This window comes from Kribbella sp. NPDC006257 (assembly GCF_040613535.1).
Lineage (GTDB): Bacteria > Actinomycetota > Actinomycetes > Propionibacteriales > Kribbellaceae > Kribbella.
Map to the genome: position 1 here is coordinate 108,200 of NZ_JBEXSJ010000001.1, position 14,416 is coordinate 122,615.

Here is a 14,416-nt window from a genome sequence, read left to right on the forward strand (position 1 = left end):
CTACGCGCGTCGCGAACTCGTGGAGCTGGACGAGCGCCGGTTCGCGGTCGAGCAGGTGAAGGCTGGCTGCAGCCAGGATGTTGTCGCTGAGGCACTGGGAACATCGCAAGCTCAGATCTCCCGCTGGCTGGCAGAGGCTGTGGCACATCCGCGATCGTTGGCGGTGACCGTTGACGAGTTGATAAGCCGCAAGCTGCTCGATGAGATCTCGGCGCCAGACCTGATTGCTCAACTGGACAAGGCCAAGCTCGCCTACGTGAACCCGGACAAGCGACCGAACTCAGCTTGGGCGAAGGTCCGCGACGCACATCGACGCGGTGTACTGAGCGACGATGACACGCGCCGGATCGCTCGCCGGACGGCTGAACGAATGGTCGGCCGCGTTAACCGACACATGGAGCTTGAAGCGCAACCGGTCAGCGACATAGCTGCTGAGCGCTCCGTGAATGAGGCCACCGAACGCCTGCTTCGAACCCTCTGAAATGCAGCAGGTTCCTGTACCTGCTGCAGCCGGGCCAATGACGATGAAGGTGTGCTTGCCGTGAGCGTGTTCGACCCGCTCAACCAGCCGTACGGAGCCACTCCGGTCGAGGAGGAGGACAAGCAGTACCTCCTGGAGCCTCATCGAGGTATCGAAACGATGGCTGAGCTCAACGATGTCGAAAGCAGCAACATCGCCGATGCCCGGTTCTGGATTCGGGACGAAGCACTTGACGTGCCCGAGTACCTCTTGAGCAGCAACGGGCGGCCTACCTCGATGCATTGCGGCAGCTCGACAAGAATCGCAACGACACCGGCCCACTCATGCAGTTCGCCATGGATCCGGAAGCCGACAACACCTGGCCCTGATCGGGGTGCGCGAGAACCTCATCCAGGGGGATCCGGCGCCTAGACGCCGGATGTGACCACAGGCGAGCACCCGACCTAGGAGCGCGTGGGACGGGTGGGTGGGAGCAGGCAGCGAGGAGCGACGTAGGAGCGGACGTAGCTGTCCGCGTGGGGTCGTAGTTCGAGGCTTGGTGCTAAGCGTTTGTCAGGGCGGCGTGTTTGCCGGTGGTTAGGGTTTGGCTGGTTTTTAGCATTTGTTCGGTGATTCGGTCTATGGCGGCGGAGAAGTCTTCGGTGTCGTCGAGGTCCCAGTCCGTCATGTGGGTGAGGATCCAGACGCGCCAGGCGCCGATGAAGCGTTGGAACATTTCCAGGCCGGTGGTGGTGAAGCGGTAGTGGCCCAGGGTTTCGCTGAGGTAGCCGGCGGCGACGAGTTGGCTGGCGAGGGGTTCGAAGACGCCTGGTGGGACTTTGAGGTCGCCGGTGATTTCGGCGAGGGTGGCTGAGCCGCTGTCGGCGCCGCCGCGGAAGACGCGCATGATGAGCCAGATCTGGGCCATCGAGAGAGGGAGGCCGGACTGGGCCAGTACTTCGGGGCCGGGGTGGCCGCCCTGGTGTTTCTGGACGATCAGCGCGACGACCTTCTGCAGCTCGTGTTCGGAGTCGAACGATGCCGGAGCGGCGAAGCTCTCGCCGACGCCCGCGTTGCCGCCGGCCGACATGCGGGCGGTGTCGCGGAGCGGGATCTCCTTCAGCAGCAGGGCAACGACGAACCCGACCGCCGCAACCGGCACGGCTGCGAGGAAGACGACGTGCAGCGCATCGGCGTACCCGGCGGTGACTGGTTCGCGTACCGCGGCGGGCAGGGAGCGGACTCCGTCGACGGACAGGGCGAGTCGCGGGTCGAAGCCCGGCGGAACGGTTCCGGCGAGTTTCTCCGGGAGTTGGGTGGCGTAGATCGAGCCGAAGACGGCGACGCCGAACGAGCTGCCCATGGTCCGCAGGAAGCTGACCCCGGACGTGGCGACACCCAGGTCCTTGTAGTCGACAGTGCTCTGTACGACGACGGTCGGCACCGGCATGCAGAGACCGATACCGATGCCCAGGACAACCATGTAGCCGGCGGTGTTGAGATAACTCGTGTGGTTGTTCAGCAAGGAGAGCAGATAGAGGCCCAAAGCAATCATCACCGTGCCGGCGACCGGGAACCACTTGTAGCGCCCGGTCTTGCTGATCAGCGTGCCGACCACGATCGACGAGACAAGCAGCCCGACCACCAGCGGCAGCATCTGCAGGCCGGACTCGGTCGCTGAGGCGCCGTGGACGTATTGCAGGTACGTCGGCAGGAAGGTGACCCCGCCGAGCATCGCGAACCCGATGATGAAGCTCAGCAACGCGCAGACCGAGAAGACCCCGGACTTGAACAACCGCATCGGCAGCAACGGTTCCTCGGCCCGCAGCTCCACGACGACGAACAACCCCAGCGCAACCAGGGATCCGATCGTCATCGCGATGATGACACCTGAGGTCCAGTCGTACTCGTTGCCACCCCACGTCGTGACCAAGGTCAGCCCGGTCGCGGCCAGCCCGATCAGCAAGATCCCCAGATAGTCGATCGCCGGTTTCACAGCGGCCTTCACCGAAGGAAGGGTGATCGCGGCAACGATCAGCACGATGACACCCAGCGGCAGGTTCACGTAGAACGCCCACCGCCAGCTCAGCTGGTCGACGAACAGGCCACCGAGCAACGGACCGGCGACCGTCGAGACGCCGAAGACGGAACCGATGAAGCCCTGGTACTTCCCCCGCTCAGCCAGCGGTACGACGTCCGCGATGACGGCCGTCGCGGTCACCATCAGCCCGCCGGCACCGAGACCCTGGACCGCGCGGGAACCGACAAGCCAGAGCATGTCGTTGGCCATTCCGCACAGGGCGGACCCGGCCAGGAACAGCACCACCGAGATCAGGAACATCCGTTTGCGCCCGTAGAGGTCGCCGAACTTGCCGATCAGCGCGGTCATGATCGTCTCGGCGAGCAGGTACGCGGTCACCACCCAGGACAGGTGGTTCGCACCACCCAGGTCGCTGACGATGGTCGGCAGCGCGGTCGCCACGATCGTCTGGTCGAGCGCGGCGAGCAGCATGCCGAGCATGATCGCGACCACGACAGCGTTCTTGGTGGCGTTGCCAACCGGCTGAGCCTCGGTGTCCATGTGCTGAATGTAGTTGTCCCATGACGGAGCGCTACCACGGCAACTTCGCGATCGGGTCTCAAAGTACGATGAATAACGTGCCATCGACATTGCCCGAGGGTGAGGTTGCACCCACGGACGGGTCGCTGCCAGAACATGCACTCCGTGAAGCAACCATCAGACCGTTCGGCTTCTACCTGCACGTCCCGTACTGCGCGGCGCGCTGCGGTTACTGCGACTTCAACACTTACACCGCCAAGGAGCTCGGCGGCGGTGCATCACAGGCCTCGTACGCCGAGACCGCCATCGAGGAAGTCCGGCTCGCCCGAAAGGTGCTCGAGCACCTGGACCGCCCGGTCGAGACGGTGTTTTTCGGCGGAGGCACGCCGACGCTTCTCGAAGCCAAGGATCTCGGCGCGATGCTGGCCGCCATACGGGACGAATTCGGCCTGGCAAAAGACGCGGAGGTGACCACCGAGGCGAATCCGGAGTCGGTGGACCCTCGATATCTCAACGATTTAAGGGAAGCAGGCTTCACCAGAGTCTCGTTCGGGATGCAGAGCGCGAGTCCGCACGTCCTGCAGATCCTCGATCGCCAGCACACTCCCGGTCGCGCGTTGCAGGCGGTGAAGGAGGCGACCGCGGCCGGATTCGAGCACGTCAATCTCGACCTGATCTACGGCACCCCGGGTGAATCCCTCGAGGACTGGCGCGCTTCGCTGGAGTCCGCGCTGTCGGCCGATCCCGATCACGTCAGCGCCTACGCGTTGATCGTCGAGGACGGCACCCAGTTGGCCCGCCGGGTACGCCGCGGCGAGCTGCCGATGCCGGACGACGACGACCTGGCAGACAAATACGTCCTCGCCGACGACCTGCTGACCAGCGCGGGACTCGGCTGGTACGAGGTCTCGAACTGGGCCCGTACGACGGACGCCCGGTGCCGCCACAACGAGCTCTACTGGCGGGGCGACACCTGGTGGGGGATCGGGCCGGGCGCGCACAGCCATGTCGGCGGAGTGCGCTGGTGGAACGTGAAGCACCCGACGGCGTACGCCGAGCGCATCGGTGCCGGCGTGAGTCCGGCGTACGCGCGAGAGACCCTCGGCGAGGAGACCCGGCGGGTCGAGCGGGTCCTGCTGGAGATCCGGCTGCGCGAAGGCCTGCCTCTCGGCGTACTGGATGAGGAGGGTCGCGCGGCCGCCGGCCGGGCTGCCGAGGACGGGCTGCTGACTGCCGACGACGGGCGGCTGGTGCTCACTCGCCGTGGTCGGCTGCTGGCCGACGCGGTCGTCCGCGACCTGCTGCCGTGACCAGATAGTTGCTTCGGACAACACAGCCGATTGCCAGAAATCAACGCGTTCCGTCACCGGCGCGGCTCACACAGTGACGATTTCACCGGGTATGTACTGACCTAATCGGCTTGGTGTCTCAGCGTAACGATGTGGTGCTTGACACAATCAGTTGAAACGCCCGAAACTCAGGAAACTTTTACATCCGAGAGCGCTCTCAACCCGTCCAGTAACAGGGAGCATTCCATGCGGCCCAGTGCCGGCTATCGCACCGCAGCTGTCCTCCTCGCGTGCAGCCTCACCCTGCTCGCGTCAGCCTGCGGTGGCAACGACCAGTCCTCCGCTTCGGCGAACGCGAAGGCGGACGACGGTCAGAAGATCGAACTGACCATCGCCACCTTCAACGAGTTCGGGTACGCCGACCTGTACAGCGAGTACGAGTCGCTGCACCCGAACATCAAGATCACCGAGCGCACCGCCGCGACCGTCGACGAGCACATCAAGAACCTCGACGACAACCTCGCCGCCGGGTCCGGGATGGCCGACATCGAGGCGATGGAGGTCAGCTGGATCTACAAGTACCTGGCCAAGGCGGACAAGTTCGTCGATCTGCGCCAGTACGGCGCCGACGAACTGACCCCACGCTGGCTGGACTGGAAGGTGGCCGGGGCGACCTCCACCGACGGCCGGATCATCGGGTACGGCACCGACATCGGCCCGATGGCGATGTGTTACCGCAAGGACCTGTTCGCCAAGGCGGGTCTGCCGACCGACCGGGCCGAGGTCGCCAAGCTGTTCCCGGACTGGGCGTCGTACTTCTCCTACGGCCGCAAGTTCAAGTCCAAGGTGCCGGGCTCGGCCTGGTACAGCTCGGCCACGGTCACCTGGGACGCGATGCGCAACCAGCTGATCGAGGCCTACTACTCCAACCAGGACCGCTATCTGGGCGCGGAGAACGAGCGGTTGCGCAAGACCTGGGACCAGGTGGTCGACGGGACCGAGCAGGGCCTGTCGGCGAAGCTGACGGCCTGGAGCGACGCGTGGAACAAGAGCTTCCGGTCCGACGCATTCGCCACCATCGCCTGCCCGGGCTGGCTGCTCGGCGTGATCCAGGACAACGCGGGCAGCTACGGCAAGGGCAAGTGGGACGTCGCCGATGTCTTCCCCGGCGGCGGTGGCAACTGGGGCGGGTCCTACCTGACCGTGCCGACCCAGTCGGCCAACCCCGAGGAGGCAGCCGAACTGGCTGCCTGGCTGACCGCGCCGGAGCAGCAGATCAAGGTGTTCAAGAAGGTCGGCTCGTTCCCGTCGACCACCGACGCCTACGACTCGCCGCAGGTGAAGTCCCAGGTCAACCCGTACTTCAACAACGCCCCGGTCGGCAAGATCTTCATCGACCGGGCGCAGAACGTGATCCTCAAACAACACAAGGGACCCCGCGACGGCGAGATCAACCAGGTCTTCACCGAGGCCCTGCAGCGCATCGAGAGCGGCAAGCAGTCCCCGGCGGCGGCCTGGAAGCAAGCCCTCCGGGACAGCGACAAGGCCGCGAACGTCCGCAAAACCGGCTGACAACAGACCCGAGGTACTACGGTGTGAAGGTCCAGCACCGTTCCGGGGAGGTCCGTTGTCGAAGCATGGCCAGGACTCGTTGTCCCCGACCCTGGAACAGGTGGCCGCGCTGGCCGGTGTTTCGCGGGCGACCGTCTCGCGGGTGGTGAACGGGTCGCCGAAGGTGCTGCCGGACACGGTGGCCGCGGTGGAGCGCGCGATCGTCGAACTCGGGTACGTTCCGAACCGGGCGGCCCGGGCGCTGGTCACCCGTCGTACGGACTCTGTCGCACTGGTCGTGCCGGAGCCGGACAGCCGGGTGTTCTCCGACCCGTTCTTCGCCGGGATCCTTCGCGGCGTGAGCTCTGCTCTCGCACCCACGTCGTCGCAGTTGGTGCTGCTGATCGAGCCGTCGGCCGGCGATGACCAACGGCTGCTGCGGTATCTGCGCGGCGGTCACGTGGACGGCGCGATCATCGTCAGCCACCACGGTCGCGACAACGTGCTGCAGGAGCTGGCCCAGCTGCCGCTGCCGATCGTCTTCAGTGCCCGTCCGCTCGGCGTGGATGTCCCGGTCGCGAGTGTCGACGTGGACAACGTCGCCGGCGCCCGGACCGCGGTGGAGTACCTGCTGTCGAAGGGGCGCCGCAAACTCGGCACCGTCGCCGGGCCGGTAGACATGACCGCCGGGATCGACCGGCTCACCGGGTACCAGCAGGTGATGGCAGCGCAGGGCCTCCCCGAAGCTGTCGCGTACGGCGATTTCACCGCCGACGGTGGTGAGCAGGCCGCGCTGAAGCTCTTCGCCGAGCATCCCGATCTCGACGGGGTGTTCGTGGCGAACGACCTGATGGCAACCGCTGCCCTGCGGGTGCTCTCCCAGCTCGGCCGGCGGGTGCCCGAGGACGTGTCCGTGGTCGGCTTCGACGACTCGGTGGTGGCGACCACGACGACGCCGAAGCTGACCACCGTCCGGCAGCCGGTGGTGCAGCTCGGCACCCGGCTGGCCGAGATCCTGCTGGCCAAGATCGGCGGCGCGGACCTGACCGGTCCGGAGATCTTCTCGACCGAACTGATCCTCCGCGGCTCTGCCTGATCACGCAGCGTGGCGGAAAGATTTGGTCACTCTCCGCCGCGACATCTGTCCCGTCGGTCACGCGCGTGGTATCTGTTGGACAGGCCTGTGAGGGGGAACCGAGGCAATGTCCGACCATGAGATCCGGATCGCGCTGGTGTTGAACGGCGGGGTCAGTCTGGCCGTCTGGATGGGCGGCGTCACGCACGAACTCGACCTGATCAGACGGGCTTCCGGGGGTGCCGGGAAGCCCGCCGCGCAGCCGTACGACGAGGTGCTCGCGGCCCGCTGGAAGGAGCTCTGCCACCGCGACGGTGAGCAGCGCAGACTCGTCGTCGACGTGATCGCGGGCACCAGCGCGGGCGGCCTGAACGGGTCACTCCTGGCAACCGCCATCTCGCACGGGTCGACCCTCGACCCCGACGGTGATGACGGACCGTGGCTGCGGCAGCGCTGGGTCGGCCTCGGCTCGCTCGAGGTCGGCAAGCTGGTCCCGGCCGCGGGCAAGCCGTCCAGCTCGGTGCTCGACGGCGACTACTTCCTCAAGGAGCTGAACAGCCTCCTCGAGGGCGTCGCCGACGCGGGCCGGACGGCGGCGGCCGATCCGGTGACGTTGTTCGTGACCGCCTCGGGCCTCGGCATCCAGCAGTTCGAGGCGAAGGACGCGGCCGGCCAGTGCTTCGTCGTACCGGATCATCGGTACCTGTACTGCTTCACCAGCGAGCGCGCCGCGCAGTACGACGGGAAGAACCGGAAGTTCTCGGTCAAGGAGAACAACGGGCTGAAGGACACCAAGCTGCTCGCCCGGGCGGCGCGGGCCTCTGCCTCCTTCCCGGTGGCGTTCGGGCCGGTGCTGGAGACCCCGAAGATGGGGGACGCGCCGCCGCGGATGCAGCCCGGTCCGCATCAGGAGTCCGGTGCCTGGCTGGTCGACGGCGGTGTGCTCGACAACGCGCCGTTCGCGCCGGTTCTCGACGTCGTCGCCCGACGACCGGTGACCGGGCGAGCCACCAGATACGTCCTGTACGTCGTACCGTCGGCCGGGATCGGTTCGGCCGCGACGCGCCTGGTCGATGCGAACCAGCCGGGCTGGCGAGTGGCGGCCTTGTCGGCTGTGCAGTTCCCGCGTGAGGTGGACTTCCGGTCGGACGTGGAGCAACTGGAACGCCTGCTGCTGGAGGCGGACGCGTCCTGGTCCGACTCGCAGCGGCTCTTCGATCGTTGCGTCCGGCAACCAGCTGAGCGGGCGCGATTGCGGGAGGCGGCGAAGCTGTTGCTCCCGGCCTACTCGCGAGGCCGCGCCGCGGGCGGTGTCTGGGAGGCGGTGACGATCGCGACGCACGACCAGTCGACCGTGCTGGACGCGGCGACCGCGTTGTCCGAGGCGCAAATCGACGACATCCTCGCGACCAAGCATCCTTGGGTGCCGGGGCCGGACGGGTCGACGGCGCCGCTGCGGCTGGAGGCCGGAAACCCCTGCTGGGATTGGGGAACCGGCGCCGCGGAGCGCGTAGTACGGCTCGTACTGCGTTCGCTGCGGATCCAGATCGACAGTGCTGCCAAGGAGGAGCGTGCCGATCTCGAGCGGCGGTTGAAGGCGACGAGCGACAGCCTGCAACGGGTGCTCGCGGTCCGGGACAGTCTGTCGGACGAGCTGGCCAAGGCGGATCTGGACCTGCAGCCTGCCGGGGGAGCCGAGGCGGTCGCTGTCGGGCTGACCGACATCTTCGACTTGCTGCAGGTCCAGCGCGCGCTCGGCGACGAGTTCGCCGGTCTGATCGCTGTCGTCGGCGAGGAGGTCGTCGAGACGGCGCTCGAGGTCGAGATCGTCTCGCGGTGCACGTCGGCCCGTACGCCGCAGCAGCGCAGCGCGCCGTTCCAGTTCCTGCGACTCGGGCCGGACATTCCGCTGACGTTGCTGGACGAGCTGCCCGAAGGGTCGATCGCCAACGATCTGAAGGACCGGATTCTTTACGGAACTCAAGTCGGGCACTTCGGTGCGTTCGGTGCTGCCGATTGGCGGCGATGGGACTGGCTGATGGGGCGGCTGCATTGCGTCGCTCACCTGGGCGCCATGCTCGGTGCCGATCCGGCCTGGATCCGTGAGACGCAGCGCCAGGTGCTCGAGGCCGAGGAGTGGAAGATCACCAAGGTCGCCGAGCGGATCCAGCGGCTGGCGGTCGACTTCCCGCCCGACGCCGGACTCGGTGCGCTCACGACGATGCGGAACGAGCTCAACACGACGCGGGAAGGGATCGCGACCACCAAGGGTCTGGCCGACCGGATGGTCGCGGTGTCGGGTGGGCTCACCCCGGCCTTCGGTGACATGGTGAAGGCGGTTGCCGGCCGCAAGCATCAGCCAGGGTCCTGGCTGTTGCTGTGCGCCCGCTGGTTCGCCGAGCCGGCCCGGTACACGCTGTGGTACCGGCTGATCAAGAACGCCGACCTGACCCCCGCCCGTCGCCCCTTGATCTTCCAACGCTGGCTCCCGGCCGCCCTCCTCGGCGTCGTGGTCCTGCTGCTGGTCGCCGCCGGCGTGGTAGACGTTGCCGCCATCCGAATCATCGCCGCCCTACTGGCCGGCCTGATCCTCGCCGTCGACGCCGCAGTCCTCGCCGGCTCCTGGTACATCCGCCGCCAACGCAAACGCATCAGCCGCTGGATCGAGGACCGCCTGCCGCCGATCACACCTGCACCGCATTGACCTAGTGTCCCGTAAGCGATGTAGCTTGACGCTATCGGCGCCCAGGGCGACGTCGAAGCCGGCGCCGTTGCTTGCCAGACCCACCAGCAGCAGACCGGCCCATTCCAGGGCGTGGGTCATCTCGAGCCCTCCTGTGTCGAGGGGCCGCAGGTCAAGGCTCGCCAGGAACTCCGCGACCCGTGCCCTCGCCTCGACGCTGTCGCCGGCGAGGAGCGCGTCCAGTGGCTTCTCCTCGGCAAGGACGCCGCGGAAGATCGTGTTGAAGGCCTTCACCACGTGGGTGCCTTCGGGGGCGACGACGGCGATCTGCTGGGAGATCGAGTTGCCCGCGGTCGTCACGAGTCCAGTGGCGTCGGCGTTGAACGGATTGGTGATGTCGACGAGGATCTTGCCGGCCAGCGCCTCGCCGTACTGAGTGACCACGTCGACCGCGCCGGCGTACAGGACGGCCAGGATGACGATGTCACCGGCCGGCCTGGCGCCGTACGTGCCGACGGTGGCACCGTTGCCGATCTGGTCGGCGAGCGCCTGAGCCTTCGCGACGTCGCGGCTCATCAACTCGATGGTGTGGCCGTGCTTGGCTGCCCGGGTGCCGATGGTCGTTGCCATGTTGCCCGAGCCGATGATGCTGATGGTCGCCATGTTGTGTCTTCCCTTGGTCTGTGGATGGATCAGATCACCGTGGTGCCGCCGTCGACGACCAGCTCCATGCCGTTGACGTAGCTCGAGTCGTCCGAGGCGAGGAACAAGGCGACCGACGCGATCTCTTCCGGATGGCCCATCTCTCGCCGTGGGATCACGGACTCGAACTGCGCCTTCATCTCCGCGCTCATCACCTGCTCCAGAACCGGTGTGGCGACCTGGCCGGGGGTCAGCACGTTCACCCGGATCCTCCGGTCCCGCAACTCCGCCACCCAGACCCGTGCGTAGGCGGGCAGCACGGCCTTGCTCGCGGCGTACACACTCCAGTCCGGGTAGCCCCGCAGCGACGCGTTCGATCCGGTCATCAGGATCGAGCCGCCATCGTTGAACAGCGGCAGCGCCTTCTGGACCGTGAACAGCGTGCCGCGCGCGTTCAGCGAGAAGGCGGCATCGAACTGCTCCTCGGTGATCTCGCCGAGCTTGCCCTGCTCGCCCATCCCGGCACTTGCCCACAACACGTCGACCGAGCCCTTCTCCTGCTTGACCGTCTCGAACAAACGGTCCAGGTCATCGAGGTTGGCCGAATCACCCTGGACGCCGGTTACGTTCCGGCCGATCAGCTCCACCGCTTCGTCGAGCGCGTCCTTGCGCCGGCCCGAGATGAAGACGTGCGCTCCTTCGTCGACGAACAACCTCGCACCGGCCAGCGCCATCCCACTCGTCGCGCCGGTGATCACTGCCACCTTGCCATCGAGCTTTCCCACGACTTGCTCCGTCCGTCGGTCGCATCGGTGTTATGTACACCGATCTGCGTGCTTAACGTAGCGAACGACGATGGTGGATGCAAGCTATGCACACCGATCGGTACCCGAATCGGCTACGCTGGAGGCATGACGGAGTTGGAGAAGGGCCCGCGGGGACTGCGCCGCGGCAGGGGCGCGCGCGAGCGCATCCTCAGCGCGTCCCATGAACTGTTCCGCGATCAAGGCATCAACACCACGGGCATGGACCAGCTCTGCGCGACTGCCCATGTGTCCAAGCGCACCTTCTACCAGCACTTCCCCGGCAAGGACGAGCTGATCGCCGAACACCTCCGGCGGTTCGATCCCGACGTCCTGCCCGAGGTGTTCGACAACACCGACCTCACGCCGCGTGAACGACTCCTCGCCGCCTTCGACATCCACGCGCCGCTGTGCCCGTTCATCGCGGCGGCCGTCGAACTCCCCGACGCGAGCCACCCGGCCCGCGTCCACGCCCGCGACTACAAGCTGGCCTTCGCCGCGCGGCTCACCGAGGCCGCCCGCGAGGCCGGCGCCAGCGATCCCGAACAGCTTGGCGAGCAACTGGCGCTGCTCCTCGACGGCGCCGCAGCGCGCGGCCGAGTCCTCAACACCGACGCCTTCGCCACAGCCGCCGCCATCGCAACAGTCCTCGTCGACAACGCGATCCCGGCAACTGCACCGGTTGGCTAGCTGTCCTGAGTTACGAAGTCGATGAGTTCTTCTACCCGGCCGAGGAGGGTTGGCTCGAGGTCGGCGTAGGACTTGACCTTGGAGAGGATGTGCTTCCAGGCGGCGGCAACGTCGGCCTGGTCGGTTGCGGGCCAGCCGAACGTCTCTAGTACGCCGTGCTTCCAGTCGGTTCCGTGCGGGATCTTCGGCCAAGCGGCGATGCCCAGGGAGGACGGCTTGACCGCTTCCCAGATGTCGATGAACGGGTGCCCGACGACCAGCACGTGGCGGTTGTTCACCTGCGCGGCGATCTTCGACTCCTTGGATCCGTCGACCAGATGATCGACCAGTACGCCGAGCCGTCGGCCGGGACCCGGCTGGAACCGGTTCACGATCGCCGGGAGATCGTCGATCCCTTCCATGTACTCGATGACGACGCCCTCGATCCGGAGGTCGTCACCCCAGACGCGCTCGACCAGCTCCGCGTCGTGGCGACCCTCGACGTAGATCCGGCTCGCCCGGGCCACCTTCGCGCGGACGTTGCTGACGGCCACCGAACCGGACGCCGTACGGGTCTTCTTCGCCGGCCCCGGGCGCTTCGGCGGTTGCAGGCTGACCGGTTTGCCGTCGACCCAGAACCCCGGCCCCATCGGGTAGGTCTTGATCCGCCCGTGCCGGTCCTCGAGGTCCACGACACCGTGTTCCCACCGGACGACGGCGCCGACGAAACCGGACGACGGCTCCTCGACCACCATCCCTTTTTCGATCTCCACCTCGACGGTCCGCCCGTTCTTGGGCTTACGCCAATCCCCACTGAGCACATCGTTCCCATACCGATCAGCCACCCCACAACCCTAATCGCTCTCAGGCCTTGAGGACCGGTACGTCGTACGCATGGACTGCGTTCTCACTGCCCGGCCAGCACAGCCCGACCCGTCCGCCGTCCCGTGGCTTGTGCAGCATTCATGCCGACTCCCTTGGCTCGAGAAGTTCACGAGGTTGTTCCTGTCGAACGGGACAGGCGGCGTGGCGCCGGTTAGGCGGAGGCGTGGGCTGGGGAGGGGGTTCGGTGGGGGGAGGTGATGGTGAGGGCTAGGTAGGTGATGAAGCCGGCTACCAGGCCTACGACCCAGGAATAGTCGTAGAGGGGTTTGAGGAAGGGGATGAGGCCGTTGGCGGGGAAGGGGCCGGCGCCGGGGTTGGAGTAGGCGCCGCCGACGGCGAGGACGGAGCCGATCAGGGTGGCTGCTACGGCTCGCCAGTTCCAGCCGGCGGCGTACCAGTAGCGGCCGCGGGGGAGGTAGAGGTCGGCGAGGAAGAGGTTGGTGCGGTCGACGAACCAGTAGCCCGCGATCAGGACGCCGGCCACCGAGGCGAGCAGGCCGCCGTAGAAGGAGAGCCAGACGAAGATGTAGATCGACGGGTCGGAGATCAGCCGCCAGGGCTGGATCAGGATGCCGATCACCCCAGTGGTGAGTCCCGCCGTCCGGAAGTTGAGCCACTTCGGCAGCGCGTTGGCGAAGTCGTACGACGGGCTGACGACGTTCGCCGCCACGTTGCAGGACATCGTCGCCAGGATCGCCATCACCAGCCCGATGGTGACCACGACCGGGTTCTCGAAGCGGCGGGTGAGTTCGACCGGGTCCCAGATCGCGGAGCCGTAGACGATCACCGTTCCCGAGGTGGTGATGATCGAGACCAGCGCGATGAACGACATCGTGGTCGGCAGCCCGATGATCTGGCCGACCACCTGCGCGCGTTGGCCTTTGCCGAACCGGGTGAAGTCCGGCATGTTCAGCGAGAGCGTCGCCCAGAACGCGATCATGCCCATCAGCGAGGGTGCGAAGATCTTCCAGAAGTCGGCATCCCAGCCGAGCTTCGACGGCTGCGACAGGATCGGCCCGAAGCCACCGGCCTTGACCAGGATCGCGATCATCAGCGCGAGGAACGCGACCGTCACCAGTGGCGCCGCCCAGTTCTCGAACCTCCGCAGCCCCTCGATCCCACGCCAGATCAGCACCATCTGCAGCGCCCAGAAGAACGCAAAGCTCAGCCACATCGTCCACGGGTGGCCGCCGACCGAAGACGCCCCGGTCCAGCCGGAGCCCGCGAGCTCACCGACGATCACGTAGATCGCCTGGCCGCCGATCCAGGTCTGGATGCCGAACCATCCGCAGGCGATGAACGCGCGCAACAAGGCGGGGAAGTTGGCTCCCCGTACGCCGTAGAAGGCGCGCGCGAAGACCGGGAAAGGAATCCCGTACTTCGTCCCCGCGTGGCTGTTCAGCAGCAGCGGGATCAGCACGATCAGGTTCCCCAGCGTGATCGTCAGGAACGCCTGCAGCCAGTTCATCCCGAGCGCGACCAGCCCGGCCGCGAGCAGGTAGCTGGGGATGTTGTGCGCCATCCCCATCCACAGCGCCGCGTAGTTGTACGTCGTCCAGCGCCGCTCCGGCAACCGGGTCGGTGCCAGCTCGGCGTTGCCGTACGGGCTGTCCACGATCGCCGCCGGATCGGTGAGTTCGACCCGTCCGTCCGGGTGATAGGTCTGTTCCAAACTGGCCATCGGTCCCACCTCGTCCGGTCGGTGCGGCAAATGCTTCGCCTCAACGTGCGGGATCGACCGTCGCCGTGTCAACGGAAAACCGCGCACAGTGTCAACGGGCAACCCCGCACCGCTACCG

Annotated in this window: 10 protein-coding genes and 1 pseudogene; 6 read left to right on the top strand and 5 right to left on the bottom strand. The window is 66.7% G+C overall.

The genetic code is table 11. The annotated features are described in order from the left end of the window. The first annotated feature begins 19 nt into the window (after positions 1-19). On the top strand, positions 20-481 hold the full coding sequence (locus ABZ004_RS00540; RefSeq protein WP_355677611.1) for a hypothetical protein: 462 nt from the start codon (positions 20-22) through the stop codon (positions 479-481). Positions 482-1,022: 541 nt separating this feature from the next. Here ABZ004_RS00540 and ABZ004_RS00545 read toward each other — a convergent pair. Then, positions 1,023-3,041, bottom strand: coding sequence for an MDR family MFS transporter (locus ABZ004_RS00545; RefSeq protein WP_355677612.1), 2,019 nt, complete (start codon positions 3,039-3,041; stop codon positions 1,023-1,025). Between the two features lie 77 nt (positions 3,042-3,118). On the opposite strand from ABZ004_RS00545, the gene hemW reads away from it, so the two are divergent. From hemW to ABZ004_RS00565, 4 genes are all read left to right on the top strand, one after another. Beyond that, entirely contained in the window at positions 3,119-4,330 is a 1,212-nt protein-coding gene (gene hemW / locus ABZ004_RS00550) for a radical SAM family heme chaperone HemW (protein WP_355677613.1), read from the top strand. 225 nt (positions 4,331-4,555) lie between these two features. Continuing rightward, a complete protein-coding gene (locus tag ABZ004_RS00555; RefSeq protein ID WP_355677614.1) occupies positions 4,556-5,881 on the top strand; it encodes an ABC transporter substrate-binding protein in 1,326 nt (441 codons plus the stop codon). A gap of 55 nt (positions 5,882-5,936) precedes the next feature. Continuing rightward, positions 5,937-6,956, top strand: a complete 1,020-nt coding sequence (locus ABZ004_RS00560) for a LacI family DNA-binding transcriptional regulator (RefSeq protein ID WP_355677615.1) — start codon at positions 5,937-5,939, stop codon at positions 6,954-6,956. A 106-nt stretch (positions 6,957-7,062) separates the two neighbouring features. Then, a complete protein-coding gene (locus ABZ004_RS00565; protein ID WP_355677616.1) occupies positions 7,063-9,639 on the top strand; it encodes a DUF3376 domain-containing protein in 2,577 nt (858 codons plus the stop codon). Between the two features lie 348 nt (positions 9,640-9,987). Here the strand turns inward: ABZ004_RS00565 and ABZ004_RS00570 are convergent. Then, a pseudogene (locus ABZ004_RS00570) lies at positions 9,988-10,281 on the bottom strand (NAD(P)-binding domain-containing protein); the annotation flags it as partial. Between the two features lie 29 nt (positions 10,282-10,310). Then, complete coding sequence (locus tag ABZ004_RS00575; protein ID WP_355677617.1) at positions 10,311-11,045, bottom strand: SDR family oxidoreductase; 735 nt, start codon at positions 11,043-11,045, stop codon at positions 10,311-10,313. 126 nt (positions 11,046-11,171) lie between these two features. Here ABZ004_RS00575 and ABZ004_RS00580 point away from each other — a divergent pair, with 126 nt between their 5' ends. Next, a complete protein-coding gene (locus tag ABZ004_RS00580; RefSeq protein ID WP_355677618.1) occupies positions 11,172-11,753 on the top strand; it encodes a helix-turn-helix domain-containing protein in 582 nt (193 codons plus the stop codon). Here the strand turns inward: ABZ004_RS00580 and ABZ004_RS00585 are convergent. After that, positions 11,750-12,577 carry a DUF3097 domain-containing protein gene (locus tag ABZ004_RS00585; RefSeq protein ID WP_355677619.1) on the bottom strand — a complete coding sequence of 276 codons (828 nt, stop codon included), beginning with the start codon at positions 12,575-12,577 and terminating at the stop codon, positions 11,750-11,752. The two genes, ABZ004_RS00580 and ABZ004_RS00585, sit on opposite strands and share 4 nt — an antisense overlap. Positions 12,578-12,768: 191 nt before the next feature. Next, a complete protein-coding gene (locus ABZ004_RS00590) occupies positions 12,769-14,298 on the bottom strand; it encodes an NCS1 family nucleobase:cation symporter-1 (protein WP_355677620.1) in 1,530 nt (509 codons plus the stop codon). Between the last annotated feature and the right edge of the window lie 118 nt (positions 14,299-14,416).

Excerpts from the sequence above, each read along its gene's own strand:
- ABZ004_RS00565 (WP_355677616.1), top strand. The coding sequence starts at position 7,063 with ATGTCCGACCATGAGATCCGGATCGCGCTGGTGTTGAACGGCGGGGTC.
- ABZ004_RS00590 (WP_355677620.1), bottom strand. The coding sequence starts at position 14,298 with ATGGCCAGTTTGGAACAGACCTATCACCCGGACGGACGGGTCGAACTC.
- ABZ004_RS00555 (WP_355677614.1), top strand. The coding sequence starts at position 4,556 with ATGCGGCCCAGTGCCGGCTATCGCACCGCAGCTGTCCTCCTCGCGTGC.
- ABZ004_RS00545 (WP_355677612.1), bottom strand. The coding sequence starts at position 3,041 with ATGGACACCGAGGCTCAGCCGGTTGGCAACGCCACCAAGAACGCTGTC.
- ABZ004_RS00580 (WP_355677618.1), top strand. The coding sequence starts at position 11,172 with ATGACGGAGTTGGAGAAGGGCCCGCGGGGACTGCGCCGCGGCAGGGGC.